This window comes from Paenarthrobacter sp. A20 (assembly GCF_024168825.1).
Taxonomy (GTDB): Bacteria; Actinomycetota; Actinomycetes; order Actinomycetales; family Micrococcaceae; genus Arthrobacter.
Map to the genome: position 1 here is coordinate 4,561,431 of NZ_JALJWH010000001.1, position 19,232 is coordinate 4,580,662.

20 protein-coding genes and 1 tRNA gene are annotated in these 19,232 nt (G+C 63.0%); 8 read left to right on the forward strand and 13 right to left on the reverse strand.

What is annotated here, in order from left to right:
* Positions 1 to 363: 363 nt before the first annotated feature.
* Together J3D46_RS21165 and J3D46_RS21170 are read left to right on the forward strand one after the other, a co-directional pair.
* Positions 364 to 1,563 (forward strand): acetyl-CoA C-acetyltransferase, encoded by a 1,200-nt coding sequence (locus J3D46_RS21165; protein ID WP_231339852.1) that lies wholly within the window; start codon positions 364 to 366, stop codon positions 1,561 to 1,563.
* 19 nt (positions 1,564 to 1,582) lie between these two features.
* Positions 1,583 to 2,077, forward strand: a complete 495-nt coding sequence (locus J3D46_RS21170; protein ID WP_374110815.1) for an aminoacyl-tRNA deacylase — start codon at positions 1,583 to 1,585, stop codon at positions 2,075 to 2,077.
* 129 nt (positions 2,078 to 2,206) lie between these two features.
* Here J3D46_RS21170 and rplL read toward each other — a convergent pair whose 3' ends face one another.
* The 9 genes from rplL to J3D46_RS21215 form a co-directional block, all read right to left on the reverse strand.
* Entirely contained in the window at positions 2,207 to 2,584 is a 378-nt protein-coding gene (rplL, locus tag J3D46_RS21175; protein ID WP_090817745.1) for a 50S ribosomal protein L7/L12, read from the reverse strand.
* Positions 2,585 to 2,660: 76 nt separating this feature from the next.
* Complete coding sequence (rplJ, locus tag J3D46_RS21180) at positions 2,661 to 3,263, reverse strand: 50S ribosomal protein L10 (RefSeq protein WP_253468691.1); 603 nt, start codon at positions 3,261 to 3,263, stop codon at positions 2,661 to 2,663.
* Between the two features lie 302 nt (positions 3,264 to 3,565).
* A complete protein-coding gene (locus J3D46_RS21185; RefSeq protein WP_374110816.1) occupies positions 3,566 to 4,735 on the reverse strand; it encodes a GNAT family N-acetyltransferase in 1,170 nt (389 codons plus the stop codon).
* Complete coding sequence (locus tag J3D46_RS21190; protein ID WP_253468694.1) at positions 4,714 to 5,823, reverse strand: GNAT family N-acetyltransferase; 1,110 nt, start codon at positions 5,821 to 5,823, stop codon at positions 4,714 to 4,716. The genes J3D46_RS21185 and J3D46_RS21190 overlap by 22 nt, the downstream gene beginning before the upstream one ends.
* Positions 5,824 to 5,944: 121 nt before the next feature.
* Positions 5,945 to 6,652: a 50S ribosomal protein L1 gene (gene rplA, locus J3D46_RS21195; protein WP_090817733.1), complete on the reverse strand. Its 708-nt coding sequence runs from the start codon at positions 6,650 to 6,652 to the stop codon at positions 5,945 to 5,947.
* A gap of 130 nt (positions 6,653 to 6,782) precedes the next feature.
* On the reverse strand, positions 6,783 to 7,214 hold the full coding sequence (gene rplK, locus J3D46_RS21200) for a 50S ribosomal protein L11 (RefSeq protein WP_011775609.1): 432 nt from the start codon (positions 7,212 to 7,214) through the stop codon (positions 6,783 to 6,785).
* A 130-nt stretch (positions 7,215 to 7,344) separates the two neighbouring features.
* The gene (nusG, locus tag J3D46_RS21205) at positions 7,345 to 8,199 is read right to left on the reverse strand and encodes a transcription termination/antitermination protein NusG (protein ID WP_231339848.1); all 855 of its coding nucleotides are present in this window, start codon (positions 8,197 to 8,199) and stop codon (positions 7,345 to 7,347) included.
* Positions 8,200 to 8,313: 114 nt separating this feature from the next.
* The gene (gene secE / locus J3D46_RS21210; protein WP_024817604.1) at positions 8,314 to 8,595 is read right to left on the reverse strand and encodes a preprotein translocase subunit SecE; all 282 of its coding nucleotides are present in this window, start codon (positions 8,593 to 8,595) and stop codon (positions 8,314 to 8,316) included.
* Between the two features lie 80 nt (positions 8,596 to 8,675).
* Positions 8,676 to 8,748: transfer RNA gene (locus J3D46_RS21215), tRNA-Trp, on the reverse strand.
* A 252-nt stretch (positions 8,749 to 9,000) separates the two neighbouring features.
* On the opposite strand from J3D46_RS21215, the gene J3D46_RS21220 reads away from it, so the two are divergent.
* Positions 9,001 to 10,230 (forward strand): pyridoxal phosphate-dependent aminotransferase, encoded by a 1,230-nt coding sequence (locus tag J3D46_RS21220; protein ID WP_253468696.1) that lies wholly within the window; start codon positions 9,001 to 9,003, stop codon positions 10,228 to 10,230.
* A gap of 111 nt (positions 10,231 to 10,341) precedes the next feature.
* On the opposite strand, the gene J3D46_RS21225 is transcribed toward J3D46_RS21220, so the two are convergent.
* Both J3D46_RS21225 and J3D46_RS21230 read right to left on the reverse strand, forming a co-directional pair.
* Positions 10,342 to 11,016, reverse strand: coding sequence for a response regulator transcription factor (locus J3D46_RS21225; protein WP_231339846.1), 675 nt, complete (start codon positions 11,014 to 11,016; stop codon positions 10,342 to 10,344).
* Positions 11,013 to 12,584 carry an ATP-binding protein gene (locus J3D46_RS21230; RefSeq protein WP_253468698.1) on the reverse strand — a complete coding sequence of 524 codons (1,572 nt, stop codon included), beginning with the start codon at positions 12,582 to 12,584 and terminating at the stop codon, positions 11,013 to 11,015. Before J3D46_RS21230 ends, J3D46_RS21225 begins: the two co-directional genes overlap by 4 nt.
* 125 nt (positions 12,585 to 12,709) lie before the next feature.
* Between J3D46_RS21230 and J3D46_RS21235 the strand changes: the two genes are divergently transcribed.
* The 5 genes from J3D46_RS21235 (at position 12,710) to J3D46_RS21255 (ending at position 16,976) form a co-directional block, all read left to right on the forward strand.
* Positions 12,710 to 14,305 (forward strand): PspC domain-containing protein, encoded by a 1,596-nt coding sequence (locus tag J3D46_RS21235; protein ID WP_253468700.1) that lies wholly within the window; start codon positions 12,710 to 12,712, stop codon positions 14,303 to 14,305.
* A gap of 2 nt (positions 14,306 to 14,307) precedes the next feature.
* On the forward strand, positions 14,308 to 14,709 hold the full coding sequence (locus J3D46_RS21240) for a hypothetical protein (RefSeq protein WP_231339843.1): 402 nt from the start codon (positions 14,308 to 14,310) through the stop codon (positions 14,707 to 14,709).
* A gap of 31 nt (positions 14,710 to 14,740) precedes the next feature.
* Complete coding sequence (locus J3D46_RS21245; RefSeq protein ID WP_026539791.1) at positions 14,741 to 14,989, forward strand: PspC domain-containing protein; 249 nt, start codon at positions 14,741 to 14,743, stop codon at positions 14,987 to 14,989.
* Positions 14,990 to 15,183: 194 nt separating this feature from the next.
* On the forward strand, positions 15,184 to 16,209 hold the full coding sequence (locus tag J3D46_RS21250; RefSeq protein WP_159706941.1) for an ATP-dependent 6-phosphofructokinase: 1,026 nt from the start codon (positions 15,184 to 15,186) through the stop codon (positions 16,207 to 16,209).
* A 17-nt stretch (positions 16,210 to 16,226) separates the two neighbouring features.
* A complete protein-coding gene (locus J3D46_RS21255; protein ID WP_231339842.1) occupies positions 16,227 to 16,976 on the forward strand; it encodes a GNAT family N-acetyltransferase in 750 nt (249 codons plus the stop codon).
* 70 nt (positions 16,977 to 17,046) lie between these two features.
* On the opposite strand, the gene J3D46_RS21260 is transcribed toward J3D46_RS21255, so the two are convergent.
* Together J3D46_RS21260 and J3D46_RS21265 are read right to left on the reverse strand one after the other, a co-directional pair.
* Positions 17,047 to 18,567 (reverse strand): DHA2 family efflux MFS transporter permease subunit, encoded by a 1,521-nt coding sequence (locus J3D46_RS21260; RefSeq protein WP_231339841.1) that lies wholly within the window; start codon positions 18,565 to 18,567, stop codon positions 17,047 to 17,049.
* Positions 18,551 to 19,180 carry a PadR family transcriptional regulator gene (locus tag J3D46_RS21265; RefSeq protein ID WP_231339840.1) on the reverse strand — a complete coding sequence of 210 codons (630 nt, stop codon included), beginning with the start codon at positions 19,178 to 19,180 and terminating at the stop codon, positions 18,551 to 18,553. Before J3D46_RS21265 ends, J3D46_RS21260 begins: the two co-directional genes overlap by 17 nt.
* Positions 19,181 to 19,232 lie beyond the last annotated feature (52 nt).

Sequence of the window (19,232 nt, forward strand, 5' to 3'; positions counted from 1 at the left end):
CTCCGCAGGATACTTATTCCGGTTCCGCTATATGACCCGGACCCAGCTTGCTCATGGTTGTGCACGTTGAGGAACGGCACGTCAATGTCGCAGCTGAGAGGTAAAGCCCACCGCTATATGAAGGCTGAAGGTTAACAGGGAAGACGCAAATATCTACAATACGGCAAAGCAGCCTTCCTGTCTACCCCAGATCGTCCGTGATTGCAAGCACCGTTGCTGCAGGCACCTAAGCGGGTACCCAGGCACGGCTCCGGCGTGGAATCGCCCGATGGAATGCGCGGACCGGCACAACCGTTGAATGGGTAGGCTGGCGCATGCCCCGCGATAGCCTTGCAACACCACTCCCGGATCGGAAGAGAGATCATGACCAACTCCGCTGACGACAATGACGTTGTCATCCTTGCCGCTTCCCGTACCCCACAGGGTCGGCTCAACGGTCAATTGGCGGGGTTCACCGCCGTCGACCTCGGCGCGCATGCCATCACCGCAGCCCTGTCAGCCAGCGGCGTCAAAGCAGAACAGGTGGACGCCGTCATCATGGGCCAGGTCCTCCAGGCAGGCGCTGGCCAAAACCCTGCCCGCCAGAGTGCGATCGCAGCGGGCGTTGGCTGGAACATCCCGGCGGTGACCATCAACAAGGTCTGCCTGTCCGGGCTGACGGCCGTCATTGACGCCGCGCGGATGATCCGCAGCGGGGATGCCACCGTGGTTGTTGCCGGCGGCCAGGAATCCATGACCAGGGCTCCCCACATACTGCCGGGCTCCCGTCAGGGTTGGACCTACGGTGCAATCCAGGCCCTGGATGTCGCCGCCCACGACGGCCTCACGGATGCCTTCGATGGACAATCCATGGGCCTGTCCACGGAAACCAAGAACGTCACCCTCGGTATTGACCGCAAGGCCCAGGATGAGGTGGCGGCTGCATCACACCAGCGCGCCGCGGCCGCCATCGCAGACGGAACGTTCGACGTCGAAATCGCTCCGGTGCGCGTCAAACAGCGCAAGGGCGATCCGCTGGTCCTCACCACGGACGAAGGCGTTCGACCCAACACCACAGTGGAAACCCTGGCCCCGCTGAAGGCAGCTTTCGCCACGGACGGCACCATTACCGCGGGAAACTCCTCTCCCCTGTCCGACGGCGCCTCCGCACTGGTGCTGACCAGTCGCCGCTTCGCCAAAGACAATGGGCTGGATTACCTGGCAGTCGTGGGAAAGCCCGGCCAGGTTGCCGGGCCTGATAACTCCCTGCACTCCCAGCCCTCCAACGCGATAGCCCAAGCATTGAAGCGGGCCGGCTGGACCGCAGAGGACTTGGACTTCATCGAGATCAACGAGGCCTTCGGTTCGGTTGCCGTCCAGTCCCTCAAGGACCTGCGCTATCCCTTGGAGAAGTGCAACATCCATGGTGGAGCCATTGCCTTGGGCCACCCCATCGGGGCGTCCGGCGCACGGCTAGCACTGCACGCAGCCCACGAACTCAAGCGCAGGGGAACGGGTAAGGCCGCAGTTTCCCTGTGCGGCGGTGGCGGCCAGGGCGAAGCCCTCCTCCTGTACCGGGACTGACGGGGAACTACCGCGACTGATGGGAAACGACGTGGATGAACCTGTAATGGACGGCGCCGAACGGTTCCTGGCCGACGCCGCCGCCCGAGGACTGGCCGTAGACGTCGTCGAACGTCCTGCAGCCCGCAGCCTGGAAGAGGCTGCGGGCATCCTGGGCATCAGCCCTGCCGACATTGTGAAGTCCCTGGTGGTCAAGCACCGCGACGGCAGCTTCCTGTTCGCGCTCATCCCCGGGGACCGCCAGATCTCGTGGCCAAAGCTGCGCGGGTTGGTGGGCGTCAACAAACTCTCGCTCCCCCACGCCGATGTTGCTTTGGCTGCCACCGGCTACGAACGCGGCACCATCACGCCCTTGGGCAGCACCACCCCTTGGCCGGTCTACGCTGACGCCAGCATCACGGGGCGACGCATCTCCATGGGTGCCGGCGCCCACGGCCGCAGTGCCTTCGTGGACGCCGATGCACTCACCGCCGCACTGGGCGCCGTGGTAGCTGACATCAGCGAACCCAACTAAGTAGCGGTTGAGTGCGTAGTGAGCCCTCAAAACGCACTCAACTGCGATCTGCTTGGGGGCCGTTAAAGGCAGGAAGCCCCGCCCGGTTCCTTTGACGGAACGGGGCGGGGCTTCCACAAGCAAGACGAGTTACTTGAGGGTAACCGTTGCGCCAGCTTCTTCGAGCTGAGCCTTTGCCTTCTCTGCGGCTTCCTTGGTGGCGCCTTCGAGAACAGCCTTCGGTGCACCGTCAACCAGGTCCTTGGCTTCCTTGAGGCCGAGGGAGGTGATGGCGCGAACTTCCTTGATCACTGCGATCTTCTTGTCGCCAGCAGCTTCGAGAACGACGTCGAATTCGGTCTTCTCTTCAGCAGCTTCAGCAGCACCGCCGGCAGCGGGGCCAGCAACTGCAACAGCAGCAGCCGTAACTTCGAAGGTCTCTTCGAAGAGCTTGACGAACTCGGAGAGCTCGATGATGGTCAGTTCCTTGAAAGCTTCAATGAGCTCTTCGTTGCTGAGCTTCGCCATGGTGGCGTCCTTCCATTAGTTGGTGCAGATGCGGACCATGCCGCTCCATGCACCAGAGTTTGATTGGGGGGAGAACTTAGTTCTCTTCGGTTGCAGCTTCAGCGGCTTCGGCCGGAGCCGCAACCTCTTCGGCAGCAGCCTCAACAGCAGCTTCTTCGGCCGGAGCTTCTTCAGCGGCCGGTGCAGGTGCGCCGCCCTCTTCTTCAAGCTTGAGGCGCAGAGCGTCGATGATGCGTGCAGCAGCGGATGCGGGAGCCTTGAGGACACCAGCAACACGTGCGAGCTGCAGCTCGCGGGACTCGAGGGCTGCCAGTGCGGCAACTCCTGCTGCGTCCAATGCCTTGCCTTCGAAGACGCCGGTCTTGATAACCAGCTGCTTGTTGGCCTTGGCAAAGTCCGTCAGGCTCTTGGCAGCAGCAACAGCGTCACCCTTGATGAAGGCGATTGCAGTGGGGCCGGCAAGCTGATCGTTGAATGCTTCAACACCAGCTTCCTTGGCTGCAATTGCACTCAGGGTGTTCTTGACGACCGAGAACTTGGTGTCCTGGCCGAGCGCAACACGCAGTTCCTTGAGCTGTGCAACAGTGAGCCCGCGGTATTCGGTCAGGACAGCCGCGTTCGATTCCTTGAAATCGTTGGTGATCTCTGCAACTGCGGAGATCTTGCTAGGCGTTGTCATAACCCTCCTTCCGGGGAATAAAGCCGGTCTTCCGGGTCCCCGCTCACGAGAGCTAAAACTAAAAAACGCCCCGCGCAGATGCACGGGGCTTGGCTCAACACAGTGTGATCCGTGGAGACTTGCTTCGTTCACCTGCGCCGGCCGCCCTACGTTCAGGGTCCTTCGTCAAGGAATTCACTGTGGCCTCAGGGGCGTAGCTGCAGAATTGAGCTGTGCTCGAAAGAGTGGATTCCCATCAACCGACGGTCTTTGGTACTTCAAGGTTACGGGACAGTGTTCCCCAAACCAAATCGAGGGCCGGGCTAGTCAGATGACGTCGTGCCCGTACTCCGGCCCGGAAGTTCCTTCTGCCACAGTCCCGTGACGCCCGCGGTGGTGAAACCGAGCTGCTTGTTCACGGTGAGGAGGTAGCGGTTTTCAGGAGCGTTCCACGTGTAGATCACCCGGGCATCAGGAAACTGCTCGCTGAGCCGTTCCATGTTCGAGACCTTGATCAGCAGACCGAGCTTGTTGCCACGGTGTTCCTGCAGGACCAGTGTGTCGTCCTGGAAAACCACGTCCTGGCGGTGGGCCAGGACGCTGATGGTGGTCAGGCCCACGAGCCTTCCGCTCTCAACATGCTCGACGGCGGTGACCACCGTGCGTCGGCCCTGCGCCAAGGCCGCGTCTTCCGTTTCGCGAAGGACAGCGGGGTCAAAGACCATTCCGCTGGCCTCCACTTCAGGGGCCTCGTCCTCCCCCTCGTCCCGGACAACTTCACCAGCAGCGTTCTCCAACGCCGCCACGGCCTCGAGCCAGGGTTCCGGGCAGCGGTCAGTCCAGTGGTGCAGTGCGTATCGGCCGCCGTTGGCTTCCTCGGCCTCAAGCTGCAAGTCACCCACGAGCTTGGAATCCAGCGGCAACGCGCAGGAACTGAACTGTTCAATGTGCTGGAGGGTATAGCCGGCGCGCTTGGCGAAGTCCACCTCCCTGCTGCTGACGGGAACAAAGCCCGCGCCGCTGCCGGGAATCAGCTGGTCCTCGGGTACCTCGGTCAGCGATGTTGCCGGATGGTTCGTGTCCACCAGGATCATGGTGCGGCCTTCTGCCCGGGCCAATTGTTCGGCCGCTTCAAGCAATTGGCGCCCCACCCCTTGGCTTTGGAACTCGGGCAGGATGTCCAACGTGAACTCGGCCAGGTCCATGTTGTCTGCCAAAGGCAAGGCAATGTCCACGGTGCCCACAATCGCGCCGTCCACTTTGGCCACCAGGATGATCTGGCGTTCATAGGGATCTGAGAACTCAAGCAGCTTTTCCAGTGGCGTGTAGGCGAGGTCGTCGCTCCCCCACGTTTCCATACGTACCCGGCGGCCTACTTCCACGGCATCCAGGAAGTCAGTGGCGTCGGGGCTGTCCAGGGTGTCAGGCACCCACAGCTGCTCGACTTGAACGGTCTTCGCCTCGTCTACAGTCATTCCAGCCGTTTCTGCCATTCGCCTTCAAAGCCGGAAGGCTTGAATCCAAGGGCGATATTTATGGCCAGCATATGCCGGTTTTCATTGGCGTTCCACGTCATCACCGACGTGGCGTCAGGCCACAGCTCCTTCGCACGACGAAGATTGGCGATCTTGACCACCATCCCCAGGCGATGGCCCCGGTGTCCTGGCGCCACCAACGTGTCCTCCTGGTAGATCACGGCAGGCAAAGCCCCCCGGTGCGTGAGGACCGTGTAGGCCGCCAGTTCACCTGTGGCATCGTGACGCGCAACCGCCACCACCGAGTCAACACCGCCCGCCGCCCAGGTGGACTCCTCCTGACGGACGCGCACGGCATCCCATTCCTCGCCTTCCCAGCCAAGGCCTGCAATGGGAATCTCGGTGCTCATGAGGCTCTTGAGGCGTGCGAACACGTCGACAAGTTCCGCTGGGCACTTGTCCTGCCAGGCAATGACGCTGTAACCGCCAGCCCGCCGTGTTGCCTCAACATCGAGCACCCGCAGGACTTCCTCCTCGACGGGGAAGGGCAGCGTGCTGTTGGTTTCGACTTGTTCCAGGGAATACCCATGATGAAGGGCGAACTGTGTGGATGCCGAATCCACGGGGACACCGCCTGTTCCTGACTTCGCATCCAATAACGCGGCGCCTTCCAACACCGGCGCGATTGGCTCCTCGCAATACGCGTCAAAGGAGATACGGCCCCGCCCGCGCGCCAACTGTTCCAGCACCCCCAGTATCCTGGACCCGAAGCCGCGCCGCCGAAAAGGTGAGTCGACAAGGACGTCCACGCCCGCCGTCGTCGTGTTTTCGCTCAGTGGCAGGGTCAGCGTTCCGCTGCCCACCACGGCGCCGTCACGATACGCCAGAAAAACCTGCCGCTCTTCGTACGCGTTGCCCTGCCAGAAGTGGACAGCCTCGGCCACGGTGGGGCTGCGGTCCTGATTTCCCCAGAGCTCACGTTGGTGGGCCACGAGCAGCCCGTGAAATACCCGGAAGTCGGATGCATTACCTGCGTCAGGACTTTCGGGGACGGCAATCCGCTTTACCGACAACCCGCCATTGACGGAAGAGTTCGACGACGACACGCACCACAGCCTACGGCGCTCCTTCTCCTGCGAACAGGTCAGGACAAGAAAACCAGGCAAGAAAAAAGGACCGCCCGGCAATGCCGGACGGTCCTTCCCTCAGAGCCAGTGCTCGCGAAGCTTACGCGTCGGTGAGAACCTTGGTGACGTTCGGGTCCACGGTGATGCCCGGGCCGAACGTGGTGGCAACAGTTGCCTTCTGGATGTAGCGGCCCTTGGAAGCGGAAGGCTTCAAACGAAGCACCTCTTCCAATGCAGCTGCGTAGTTCTCGGCCAGCTTGTTGGCGTCGAAGGAAACCTTGCCGATGATGAAGTGCAGGTTCGAGTGCTTGTCGACGCGGAAGTCGATCTTGCCGCCCTTGATGTCGTTGACAGCCTTGGTGACATCCGGGGTAACCGTACCGGTCTTCGGGTTCGGCATCAGGTTACGCGGGCCGAGGACCTTACCGAGGCGGCCAACCTTGCCCATGAGGTCAGGGGTTGCCACTGCGGCGTCGAAGTCGGTCCAGCCGGCTGCGATCTTTTCGATCAGGTCATCGGAACCAACGAAGTCGGCGCCGGCAGCGATTGCTGCTTCAGCCTTGTCGCCGGTTGCGAAGACGAGGACGCGGGCGGTCTTACCGGTGCCGTGCGGCAGGTTGACGGTGCCACGAACCATCTGGTCGGCCTTACGCGGGTCGACGCCCAGGCGGAAAGCGACCTCAACGGTTGCGTCGAACTTGGAAGGGTTGGTGTCCTTCGCGAGGGTGATGGCTTCGATCGGGGCGTAGACCTTGTCTGCCTCGATCTTGGCTACGGCTGCCTCATATGCTTTGCTGCGCTTTGCCATGCTGCTGTTTCTCCTTGTGCAGTTGTGGTCTGCGGACCGCGCTGGGCCCTGCCACAGTCGTGGATCCGGCAAGGATCCTGCGACATTTCAATGTTTCAGATGCCGGTTGCCCGGCGGATGAAGGCTGGAATTAGCCTTCTACGGTGATGCCCATGGAGCGGGCGGTGCCTGCGATGATCAGGGCGGCTGCCTTGATGTCGTTGGCGTTAAGGTCTTCCATCTTGGTGGAAGCAATTTCCTCGACCTGTGCCTGGGTCAGCTTGGCAACCTTGACGGTGTGCGGGGTAGCCGAACCCTTGGCAACGCCTGCAGCCTTCTTGATGAGCTCTGCAGCCGGCGGGGTCTTGGTGATGAAGGTGAAGGAACGGTCTTCGTAGACCGTGATTTCGACCGGGATAACGTTTCCGCGCTGGGATTCCGTTGCGGCGTTGTACGCCTTGCAGAATTCCATGATGTTGACACCGTGCTGGCCAAGTGCAGGACCGATCGGCGGAGCCGGGTTAGCGGCACCTGCCTGGATCTGCAGCTTGATGAGGCCGGTGACCTTCTTCTTGGGAGCCAATGTAGGGTCCTTCTCTCAATAGCTTCCTGGGACACAGGAGCGCGTCCCAGGTTTTTGGCCGCCATGGCGAGGCGGCCGGCCGCTCCCGAACTGCTAAGCAGGCAGGACTGGAGCGAAATTTTGGAATCAGCTAGATCTTGGTGACCTGGTTGAATGCGAGCGTCACCGGGGTTTCGCGCTCGAAGATCGAGACCAGGACCACCAGGGTCTGGGACTCGGGCTTGATCTCGGAGATCGTTGCCGGAAGGGTCTCGAACGGACCTTCCTTGACGATGACCGACTCGCCGACCTCGAAGTCGACGGCCACGGGAGCCTGGTTCTGCTTGTTGACCGGCTTGCCCTGCTCTGCCTGCTCTTCTTCGAAGACCGGGGCGAGCATGGAGAAGACCTCGTCAAGGCGCAGCGGGACGGGGTTGTGGGCGTTGCCCACGAAGCCGGTGACGCCCGGGGTGTGGCGGACGGCGCCCCAGGAGGCGTCGGTCAGGTCCATACGGACCAGGACGTAACCGGGAATGCGAACGCGGTTGATCACCTTGCGCTGCGCATTCTTGATCTCGACGACTTCTTCCATGGGGACCTGGATTTCGAAGATGTAATCTTCCATGTCCAAGGTCTGGATACGGGTCTCGAGGTTGGCCTTAACGCGGTTTTCGTAACCGGCGTAGGAGTGGATGACGTACCAGTCACCTTCCTGGCGGCGCAGCTTGGCCTTGAATTCTTCAGCCGGATCAGCCGGCGCTGCAGCAGCAGCGGCTGCCAGGTCGTCGCCGTCGGACTCTTCCGAAGCGTCGTCTTCGTCTGCAACATCGCCGGACGCGTCATCAGACTCATCGTCAACGTCAGCTTCGAAGTCCTCTTCGGAATCGTCGGCGTCGGCAGATTCGGGCGCAGCAGAATCAACCTCGGACTCTTCCGCAGCCTCAACTGCAGCGCCCTCAGTTTCTTCCAGCTCAGTCTCGTTTACCTCGAGCTCCTGCTCAGACACTTGGTCTCCTGCTTCCTCATTGCCTAACATGCCTATTTAAATGGCTCAATTCCGCAAACCCCGCAAAATTCCTGAACTACCAAGGAATTTCGCACAGTTTGCGGACAGATCCGCTTAGCGGTCCGTAGCGCCTGACCCACCGAAGACCCAGCTGACTCCCGTGCCGAAGGCCAGGTCCAGAAGGGTGACGATGAGCATCATGATGGCCACGAACACCAGCACCACGAGCGTGTAATTGATCAGTTCCTTGCGGGTGGGAGCAACGACCTTCTTGAGTTCACCAATGACCTGGCGGACGAAGAGAGCAATACGGGCGAAGAAGCCACGATCGGCTTTCTTGGCGGGACGGCCCTTCGAGCTGCTGGCAGCTGTTTCGGTCACCTGGTCCTCACTCACCTTGCAAAGTCGTTGACCCGACTCTGATCAGAGCCATGGTTGCTGCGCTTGTCCCGGCGTTTCCGCCGGGACAGCTTGCGCAGGGCAGACAGGACTCGAACCTGCAACCTGCGGTTTTGGAGACCGCTGCGCTACCAATTGCGCCACTACCCTATGGATCAAATCCATGTTTCAGGCCGCACTTCAGCCTGTGGTGCTTTTCAACACCGGTGAACCAGTCTACGCAAGAATTTCGCGATAGTCGAACCGGCTCAATTCCGGCCCTCCCAGCGCCAAAAACCTGTGACCAGCATTATCAGTCACAAAGTCCGGCAGTCGCCCGGGAGGTCCGCAGAACAGCATAAGGTAGTTTACGTCGAATCCCATCATCCAGCCCACGAGCTGCCTGCGAAGAACGGTACATAGATGTCTGCCGGAACAACTACCGCCCGCATTTCACAGCGAATCTCCGCCATTGCCGAGTCCGCCACCCTTGCCGTTGACGCCAAGGCCAAGGCACTGAAGGCCGCGGGACGTCCCGTGATCGGTTTCGGTGCCGGGGAACCCGATTTCCCCACCCCGGATTACATCGTCCAGGCTGCCATTGAAGCTGCGGGCCAGCCGAAGTACCACCGCTACTCCCCCGCCGGTGGCCTCCCTGAGCTGAAGAAGGCCATCGCGGAGAAGACCCTGCGGGACTCGGGCTACCAGGTTGACCCCTCCCAGGTCCTGGTGACCAACGGTGGCAAGCAGGCGGTCTACAACACCTTCGCTACTTTGGTGGATCCGGGCGACGAGGTCATCATTCCCACCCCGTTCTGGACCACCTACCCGGAAGCCATCCGCCTCGCCGGCGGCGTGCCCGTTGAGGTCTTCGCCGGCCCGGAACAGGGATACCTGGTGACCGTCGAGCAGCTGGAAGCAGCCGTGACCGACCGGACCAAGATCCTGCTTTTCGTTTCCCCGTCCAACCCCACCGGTGCCGTGTACAGCCCGGAACAGGTAGCTGAGATCGGCAAGTGGGCCGCGTCCAAGGGCCTGTGGGTCGTCACGGACGAAATCTACGAGCACCTGACCTATGACGGCGTGGAGTTCACCTCCATCGCCACCGCCGCACCGGAACTCGGCGACAAGGTTGTCATCCTCAACGGTGTGGCCAAGACCTATGCCATGACCGGTTGGCGTGTGGGCTGGATGATCGGCCCGGCTGACGTCATCAAGGCTGCCACCAACCTGCAGTCCCATGCGACGTCCAACGTCTCCAACATCATGCAGGTCGCCGCCGCCGCTGCCCTCACGGGTCCGCTGACCGCCGTCGACGAGATGAAGGTGGCCTTCGACCGTCGCCGCAGGGCGATCGTTGCCGGCCTCAACGCGATTGAAGGCGTTGAATGCCCGACGCCGACCGGCGCCTTCTACGTGTACGCGGACGTCCGCGGGCTGCTGGGCAAGGAATTTGAGACCTCCAACGGTCCTGTCCGTCCTTCCACCTCTGCTGAACTCGCCACCCTGATCCTCGACGAGGTTGAGGTGGCCGTGGTTCCGGGCGAAGCGTTCGGTCCCTCTGGCTACGTCCGTCTGTCCTACGCATTGGGCGACGAGGACCTCGCCGAAGGTGTCCGCCGCATCCAGGAATTCCTGGGCAAGGCCAAGTAGCAACAAGCGAACGAAAACGCTCTTCCACCGTGACAGGTGGAAGAGCGTTTTCGTTTAAGGCGCGGGAGGTGGGAGAGCGATCGGGAAAACGCGACGGGAGGTGGGAGAGCGTCAGAGGAGGCGGCGCTCGGCCGCCCATTTGGTGAGTTCGTGGCGGCTGGAGAGCTGGAGTTTCCTGAGGACTGCGGAGACGTGCGTTTCCACAGTCTTGATGGAGATGAACAACTCCTTGGCGACTTCCTTGTAGCTGTATCCCCGCGCAATGAGCCGCATGACTTCGAGCTCACGGGCAGAGAGTTTATCCAGCTCATCGTCCGCAATATCTGCCGGAGCGGTGCCAAAGGCGTCCAGCACGAAACCGGCCAGCCGGGGCGAGAACACAGCGTCGCCGTCGGCCACCCTGATGACGGCGTCGGAGATCTCCTTGCCGGAAATGGTCTTGGTGACGTAGCCACGTGCACCGGCGCGGATCACGGAGACGACGTCCTCGGCCGCGTCAGAGACACTTAGCGCCAGGAAGCTGGTGGTGCCCAGCAGCGCGGCCGAGCCGGCAATGACCTCCCGGCCGCCGCCGCCCAGTCCACCTGGAAGGTGGACATCCAGGAGCACCACCTCCGGACGCGCCTCTGCAATGACGGCAATGGCCTGTTCCACCGTCCCGGCTTCGCCAACCACATTCATGCGGGCATCGAGGTCGGCCTTAAGCCCGGACCGGAAGATCGTATGGTCATCCACGATCACCACACGCACGCTGCGTCCTGGATCACCGTCGGGGTTGGTGTTCATTGCTTCGCTTCTCCATTCCGCGATTCGTTGTTCCGCTGTTCACCGGCGTCGCCATTGGCCGACGGCAGTGCCAGGCGTACTTCAGTGCCGTCGTCGCTGCTGTTGATGGTTGCAGTGCCGCCATGCCGCTTCATACGGCCAATAATCGATTCCTTGACGCCCAGCCTGTCGTCCGGGACAGCTTCGGGATCGAATCCGGGCCCCCGGTCCTTGATGAAGATCTCCGTGCTGCCGGCCGTACTTTCCAAATACACCGACACCGTTCCGCCGCCATGCCGTGCGGCGTTGAGCATCGCTTCCCGCGCCGCCTGCACCATGGCCTCATGCCGGTCCGTCATCTCGGTATCGCCGACAGTCACCACCTCCACAGCATGGCCGTGCAAGTCTTCCACCTCTGCTGCGACGGCCTTGATCCGATCGGCCAGGAGGCCCGATTCCTTGGCGGCATCGCTGAAGAGCCAGGCCCGAAGTTCGCGTTCCTGCGCCCTGGCCAGGCGGACCACGTCCTGCTCGGAACCGGCCCTGCGCTGGATCAGTGCCAGGGTCTGGAGAACGGAGTCATGCAAATGCGCCGCGATTTCAGCGCGTTCAGTCTCGCGGATGCGGCCTGCCCGCTCGGTTTCCAGGTCCTTCCAAAACTTGAGGCCCCACGGCAGCAGGACCAGGGCAACGCCGCCAAGGACGGCCACGGACGCCAGCAGTGCCAGCCATGTCTGCTCCCAGGATCCCGAACCGGACACCATCACCAGAACCCCTGCCACCACCAACGCCAGGCCGGCCGCCAGGCGGACCCATCCGCCGGCTTGGTCGGCCTTGGTCTTGTCCACCAGGCCGGCCCTGCGGGTTTCGTCGAGCTGCATCCAGGCAATCGCGGCACCCCCCAGGATGGCCGCCGCCGGAATGAGGGTACCCAAAGGAACGTCGACGCCGAACTGGCGGGCGATCAGTATGGCCGCCACCAGGAGCAGTGCCGCGCCCAGCAGTATTTCCTTGCCGTACTGGATCCGCCGGAAAGAGAACCACGAAGCCAACGAATTCTCACCGCCACTGGCGGGCCAGTTCCAGGAGGAGGAAGCGTTGCCAAAAGCTGCAGGCCCAGCGGGAGGAACCGAACCCGGGCCCGGGACGGAACCGCCGCCTTGGACCGGCGCACGGGGAGGGACAAAGCCGCCGCCCGCAACAGAACCATGGACCGGCGGTGGGCCGGCCACCGACGGCGACGTTCCGGCGTCGTACGCTTGCGGGACCCGACCGCCTCCAACGCTGGGAACCGACACACCAGCGGGCCCACCAATGGGCGCCGATACGGGCGGCAGGCTCACCGCAGGAGCAATGGGCGACGCCGGCCGGCGGGCGTTGCGCTTGGCGTTCTCATCCGCCGTAGGAACCATGGTCCAAAGCCATGCATAAAAGGCCACGCCTGCCCCGGCGGCGAAACAGGCGAGGATCATGCCGAGCCGGACGAACTTGACCGGCCAGCCCAAATGATCGGCCAGCCCGCTGCAGACGCCCGCGATCATGCGGTCGCTGCTGCGGACCAGCACTGGGCGTTGTACGGCGGTTGTCATGTACCAATCCAAACACGGATCAGGGTGACCCGGACCGGAAACCAGCGTTGTTCGGGGGTCCCTCAGGGATCATTCAGGGTATCCCCCAGTAGAGGGAAGGGGCGGCCGGGCGGCAGGATCGAAGTATGAACGCGAACAGCATGAATCCAGAGGAACCCGGAACGCCAGGCACGGCCGGCAGCTCCGGCTCCGGCTCCACCACAGGCGCTCCCACCGGCGCCGCCGGTTCCGCTTCCGGGGCACCGGGAGAGCCTACTGCCGGCGCTTCTGCGGGGACTGGTCCCGCGGCCGGCAGCTACCCGCCGGCCGGCGACGAACCGGCCGCCTCCCAGCAGAACTTCTTCGACTGGATCCGCAACCAAGGCATCCGCCGTGGACCGGACCGCTGGATCGGCGGCGTGGCAAGCGGTGTAGCCCACCGCTTCGGCATCGACCCCCTGATCGTCAGGGGCATCTTCATCGTCCTGGCACTCTTTGCCGGTGTGGGCGTTTTGCTCTACGGCATTGCCTGGGCGCTCCTGCCCGAACCGGACGGCCGAATCCACGTCCAGGAAGCTGCCGCGGGCCGCTGGTCCGGAGGCATGACGGGTGCGTTGATCACGTCGATCATCGGACTGCCGAGCCTGGGCCGCGGTTTCTGGGGATGGGGTTGGGATGGTCTTCCCGGCCTGTTCTGGACCCTTTTCTGGATGGGCGGCGTCTTCTACCTCATCTACTTCCTGGTCCAACGCAGCAAAGCCTCGAAGGGAACTCCGCCCGTGAGCCAGCAGAACTATTCCGCGACACCCGGCCAAGCGGCTTACGGGACGCCAACCGCCTACGGGACGCCAACCGCCTACGGGACGCCGACTTCCTACGGGACGCCTACCGCCTACGGGTCTACGGCGACGGCCAACACTGGCGTGCCTGCCTACGGTGCAGCGGCACCCGGCACCAAGCACCAGGGGCGGCCCAACCCCACTGGCGGCTACGGTGCCCGGCCGGTTCCGTCGTCGGGACCCTTCAGCCCCTCAGGACCCTCCGGTCCCCGTCCGCCGTACGGCCCCACTCCCCCGCAAGGCTGGCAGCCAAAGCCTGCCGCTCCCAAGCGCAAGGGCCCGGGACCCGCAATCGTGGCAGTCTCTGCCGGCGCAGCATTGCTGGCCGGCGGTACCTTGAAAGCGCTCGACGCCGGCAATGTCATTGACCTGGGTAACTCCGCCAACGCCGTTGTCTGGGCTACCGGTGCGGCCGTCCTGGGCCTGGGCATCCTCGTCGCGGGGTTTCGGGGCCGGACGTCAGGGTTCCTTGGGTTCCTGGCAGTGGTTGCCCTGATCATTGGCGGAATCTTCAACGTCATCCCCAGGGACGGAGACCGCTTCACCTTCCACGACGTGAATTGGGCGCCAACGAGTCTGGAACAAGCACGCCTGGGCATCAACGTCACCGGGGCCAAGGGCTTGGTGGACTTGAGCGAAATGACCATGACGCCCCCCTTGGTTTCCGAAGTCACGATTCCCGTTGACGCCACCGCCAGCAACGTCACGGTCATCATTCCCGACGACGTCCCGGTGGAGGTCAGGGCGGACATGACATTCGGCAACCTCAATGAACGCGGCGCCGACCGCGGCGGCCGGCTACAGGATGAGACCACCCTCTACAACACCGAAAAGCCCGGAGCCAACCTTGTGGTGGAGATCGACGGCACGTTCAGCAACGTGACCATCCAGGAAGGAAACTGACCATGAGCACGAACGAGCCAGGCAACGCGCACGAAACCCAGCCGACAACGCCACTGCCCAGGGAAACCCATCCAACGGAAGCGCTGCCCAGGGAAACCCGTCCCACCGAGGCCTTGCCCAAGCCCAGCCTCCAGCAGATCCCGCTGACGCCGCCGTTGGAGCGCACCTTCCAGGCGGAACATACGGACGACGACGAGCCCCGGCAGGCACGTATCGGCACCGCAGTGTGGGGTCTGATCGTGATTGCACTCGCAGCCTTGATCGTCATCTCGACTCTCGGGTGGGTGACGCTGAACGGCACCTATGTGTTGATTGGCCTCATGATCGGCGCCGGAGCGGCCCTGGTGGTCGGAGGACTCCTTTCGGCCCGCAAGGGTTCCAAGAAAGTGACCACCACGAAGTGACAAAGCAACCACAACAGGGAAGTCTGTAGCCATGGACAAGTTCTTCAGCATCGTCAGGGGCTTCGGCCTGAAGCGTGGACCACAGCGCTGGTTGGGCGGTATCTGCGGAGGAATCGCGGCAAAGCTCCGGGTGGACGTTGCCTACGTCCGCGTGGCCTTCCTGCTCTTCTGCTTGCTGCCAGGGCCGGCGTTCGTGGTCTACATCCTGGGCTGGCTTCTTCTGCCGGACCAGAACAACAAGATCGCGCTCGAGTCGTTCATCAGCCAGCGTTCCCGGTAGTTCCCGGTCATAAAGAGACGTGAAGCGCCCCGCCTGCTGGCGGGGCGTTTCCTTTGTTTTCAGCCACGTTTCCAATACCGCACGCCACGGGTCAAAAGTAACCGTTTGTGTCCCACCCCACATGCCCGTCTACAATCATGGGGAGCTCAGCGTGGCGCTCTGCACGTATTCCTCCAAGCCATGAGTGAGCAAACATGAAAATTGGCATTCTTACCAGCGGTGGCGACTGCCCCGGCCTCAACGCAGTGATCCGGGGAGCAGTCCTCAAAGGCATCGCCATCCACGGCCAGGAGTTTGTTGGCTTCCGTGACGGTTGGCGTGGTGTGGTTGAAGGCGACGTCATCGACATCCCCCGCACCATGGTCCGCGGTATTGCCAAGCAGGGTGGCACCATTCTGGGCACCTCCCGCACCAACCCGTTCGAAAACGGCGGTGGTCCGGATGTCATCAAGGCCCACATGGAGCGGCTGGGCATTGACGCCATCATCGCCATCGGCGGCGAGGGAACCCTCGCCGCAGCCAAGCGGCTCACCGACGCCGGCCTGAAAATCGTCGGCGTCCCCAAGACCGTGGACAACGACCTCGACGCCACGGACTACACCTTCGGCTTCGACACGGCGGTCCAGATTGCCACGGAAGCCATCGACCGGCTCCGCACCACCGGCGAGTCCCACCACCGTTGCATGATCGCCGAAGTCATGGGCCGCCACGTCGGCTGGATCGCGCTCCACGCGGGCATGGCGGCGGGCGCGCACGCCATCCTTATTCCCGAGCAGAAGGTCAGCATCGAGGAAATCACCGAATGGGTCCAGGAAGCCCACGACCGTGGCCGTGCTCCGCTGGTGGTGGTTGCTGAAGGCTTCGTTCCCGAACACATGGAATCTCCCCACTCCGAACGCGGCCTGGACACCTTCGGCCGGCCCCGCCTGGGTGGCATTGCCGACCAGTTGGCCCCGGAAATCGAGGCACGAACAGGCATCGAAACCCGCGCCACGATTCTCGGCCACATCCAGCGCGGCGGCGTCCCCACCGCCTACGACCGCGTCCTGGCAACCCGCCTAGGCATGGCCGCCATCGACTCCGTAGTGGATGGCCGCTGGGGCACCATGGTGGCCCTGAAAGGCACTGACATCTCCCACGTGGGCTTCGAGGAAGCCCTCGGCAAGCTCAAGACCGTGCCCCAGCACCGCTACGACGAAGCGTCGGTGCTCTTCGGCTAGTCGGCTAGGCTGAATCCATGACTCTCGAGCCCACGTCCGCTGCCATCATCCAGCTGGCGTGGGCTCGCCATTTGGGGCTCGACGACGACGCTTTCGCCACCGCCGCGGCACGGGTCACCGCCTCACCGGCGGACCCGGGCGACCCCGCGCACCGCATCACGCTCGTGGACGACTCTGCGCGGGCCGTGGTCTTCCTGAGGCTCTTCGGGGTTTCGGCATTGGTGGGCCCACAGTGGGCACTGGACGCGGCCGCCGGACTGCCCGACACCGAGCTCGCCCAGCACGTCACGCTGCTGACGTTGACCCGCTCACACGGTGGGCACGGACTTGGATCAACCGCGTTGTTCTTCGCTGACGATTTACCCCTGCAGCAACCTTCGGAAGACCTCACCGTCTCGCGGGGAAACCCCGAGGCGATCAGCCTGGAAGCGCTGTGTCCTCCTGACGACGTCAATGAGGTGGGGCTGCAAGGGCTCGAACACCGTTTCACCATCATGCACCCGGACGAGGAACTGCCCACCCCCGTGGCCTGCGGTGCGTACTCCGAATGGGAAGGCATCCTGGGCAACATGGGCGTCTTGGTGGCACCGCCGTGGCGTCGGCGCGGTCTGGGCACCTTGGCCGCGTCCATTGCAGCGCATGAAGCCTTGGCAGCCGGGCTGACACTCCAGTGGAAGGCCGACGTCAGCAACACCGGAGCGCTCGCAATGGCCCGCAGCCTTGGCTTTGCCACGGGCGGGCTCCACGCGAGCGTGCTCCTCGGCTGACTCCCCCGGAGTTTTTGTACAGATAATGCCCTTTAGGAGCCTTCTTAAGGGCATTAGGTGTACAAAAACCCTAGGTGTTGAGATCAGCCTTGGCGGTTTCCGCAGCGGAGCTGGCATTACCGCCCCACCCGCTGACGGCCTTCGGCTTGCCGAAGAACAGCGCCACAACCGCGCCCAGCAGAATCGCACAGGCGGGCAACAGGATGGCTTGGCTCATCGCCGTCGAGAATCCTGCATGAAGCGCTTCCGGCAGCACGCCGCCCATGGACGCCTCGCCGACAGGAGCACCGGCGGGAGCTGCGGGCAGTTCCGCTGCCAGCCGCGACTGGATCAGGGCAGCAATGGCCGCCGAACCCAGGACAGCACCGATCTGGCGCGTGGTGTTGAAGACTCCCGAACCTGCCCCGGCTTGGCGCGGTTCCAGGTTGCGGGTGGTCGCATTGGACACCGGTCCCCAGATGAAGGCGTTGGCTACGCCCTGCAGTGCGCTGGGAAGCAGAAACATCCAAATAGGGGTGTCCGGTCCCAGCAACGCCGCCGTCCAGAACAGGGCTCCGGCCATGCACACGAGGCCGAAGGCGGCAAAATACCGCGGGTTGGCTCGATCAATGAGCTTGCCCACGAACGGCGCCAGCGCACCCGAAATAACGGCCATGGGGATCATGAGCAGCGCCGACTGGGTGGGCGTCAGGCCGCGCACGGTCTGGTAATAGAAGATGGTGGGCAGCGGGAAGGCCGTCACCGTGAAGCCGACAGCCATGATGGTGCTGTTTCCCAGGGAGAAGTTGCGGTCCTTGAACAGGCCAAGGGGCAGCAACGGTTCCCCGCCACGGCGTTCGAGCAGCCACTGCCAGACGACAAAGAGCACCAGGACCACCAGCCCGGTGACGATCAGGCCCCAGACCGAAATGAAGCCGGTGACAGTCCCCCACTTGTACGTTTGGCCCTCCTGGATGCCAAAGACCAGCAGGAACATGCCGACGGCGGACAGCACCACGCCAACGACGTCGAACGTGTGGCTGTGCGTGGTCAGTTTCGGCACGAACCGGGTCACCAGAATGAACGCCACAATGCCGATGGGCACGTTGACGAAGAAGATCCACTCCCAGCCCAGGCTGTCCACCAGCACACCGCCGAGGATCGGACCCACCAGGACAGCCATGCCGGCGGTAGCGCCCCATAGGCCCATGGCAGCACCGCGGCGGTCCGGCGGGAAGATGCGCGTGATGACGGCCATGGTCTGCGGGGTCATCATGGCCGCTCCCAGGCCTTGAACGGCGCGGGCGGCGATGAGCATGGTGACGTCACCGGAGAGGCCGCACCACAACGAGGCCAGAGTGAAGACCACAAGGCCGATCAGGTAGAGGTTCTTGGGACCGAACCGGTCCCCCAGCCTGCCGGTGATGAGCAGGGGCACGGCATAGGCCAGCAAGTAGGCGCTGGTGACCCAGATGACGGCGTTGATGTCCGTATTGAGGCCCTCCATGATCCGCGGATTCGCGACGGACACAATGGTGGTGTCGATGAGGATCATGAAGAAGCCCACCACGAGTGACCACAGCGCGGGCCACGGCTTAGCTACGTTTTCCAAGGGATTCCTTTGGCTTGTTTGAAAGTTCGGAGGGAGTTGTCAGGGGTTCGTCCCAGGGCAGCTGCCCGTTGCCCAACTCCTCAAGGAGGCCGCGGATCCACGCGATCTCCGTTCGGCGCATTGCTTGTTGGTACGTGATGTCTATCCAGTATTTGCGGTCCAGTCCCTTGGCTGTCACAGCAGCCTCAGCACGGACGAGGAAGTCCAGATCAGCGCCCAGGGCCACCACCCGTTCCGCCAGGAGTTCCATCACCACGTCAGCACGAAGGTGATGCGCCTCGGCAATGGCATGCGGAAAGAGGGGGTATTCGTTGACGGGGGTAGAGAGCATGGCTTGGAGCCGGGCATCGAGCGCTTGGTGCCCGGCGGAGGTGATCCGATACGTGGTCCGTTCCGGGCGGTTTCCTTCCCGTTCGGTTCCGGTTGCCTCAACGAATCCGTTCTCCTCCAGCCGGCCGACGGCGTGGTACAGCGTGCCGGGGCGTACTTTGACCAGCCTGTCTTCGTGGCGGGCCATCAGCACCTGGTACATCTCGTACGGGTGCATGGGTTCTTCTGCCAGGAGCGCAAGGGATGCGACACCGAGGGGCGTCAGGTCGGAAGCTTTGGGCACAGCTCACCCCTTTCCACGTCATATATTCCACCACAACTATTCCATGTGGAAT

What these genes read in the sequence shown, in the direction of transcription:
- rplL (WP_090817745.1), bottom strand. Translation starts at nt 2,584, where the DNA reads ATGGCGAAGCTCAGCAACGAAGAGCTCATTGAAGCTTTCAAGGAACTG.
- rplJ (WP_253468691.1), bottom strand. Translation starts at nt 3,263, where the DNA reads ATGACAACGCCTAGCAAGATCTCCGCAGTTGCAGAGATCACCAACGAT.
- J3D46_RS21245 (WP_026539791.1), top strand. Translation starts at nt 14,741, where the DNA reads ATGGACAAGTTCTTCAGCATCGTCAGGGGCTTCGGCCTGAAGCGTGGA.
- J3D46_RS21230 (WP_253468698.1), bottom strand. Translation starts at nt 12,584, where the DNA reads ATGACAACCGCCGTACAACGCCCAGTGCTGGTCCGCAGCAGCGACCGC.
- J3D46_RS21170 (WP_374110815.1), top strand. Translation starts at nt 1,583, where the DNA reads ATGGGAAACGACGTGGATGAACCTGTAATGGACGGCGCCGAACGGTTC.
- J3D46_RS21250 (WP_159706941.1), top strand. Translation starts at nt 15,184, where the DNA reads ATGAAAATTGGCATTCTTACCAGCGGTGGCGACTGCCCCGGCCTCAAC.
- J3D46_RS21240 (WP_231339843.1), top strand. Translation starts at nt 14,308, where the DNA reads ATGAGCACGAACGAGCCAGGCAACGCGCACGAAACCCAGCCGACAACG.
- J3D46_RS21165 (WP_231339852.1), top strand. Translation starts at nt 364, where the DNA reads ATGACCAACTCCGCTGACGACAATGACGTTGTCATCCTTGCCGCTTCC.
- J3D46_RS21225 (WP_231339846.1), bottom strand. Translation starts at nt 11,016, where the DNA reads ATGAACACCAACCCCGACGGTGATCCAGGACGCAGCGTGCGTGTGGTG.
- J3D46_RS21235 (WP_253468700.1), top strand. Translation starts at nt 12,710, where the DNA reads ATGAACGCGAACAGCATGAATCCAGAGGAACCCGGAACGCCAGGCACG.
- rplA (WP_090817733.1), bottom strand. Translation starts at nt 6,652, where the DNA reads ATGGCAAAGCGCAGCAAAGCATATGAGGCAGCCGTAGCCAAGATCGAG.
- J3D46_RS21185 (WP_374110816.1), bottom strand. Translation starts at nt 4,735, where the DNA reads ATGGCAGAAACGGCTGGAATGACTGTAGACGAGGCGAAGACCGTTCAA.
- J3D46_RS21255 (WP_231339842.1), top strand. Translation starts at nt 16,227, where the DNA reads ATGACTCTCGAGCCCACGTCCGCTGCCATCATCCAGCTGGCGTGGGCT.
- J3D46_RS21220 (WP_253468696.1), top strand. Translation starts at nt 9,001, where the DNA reads ATGTCTGCCGGAACAACTACCGCCCGCATTTCACAGCGAATCTCCGCC.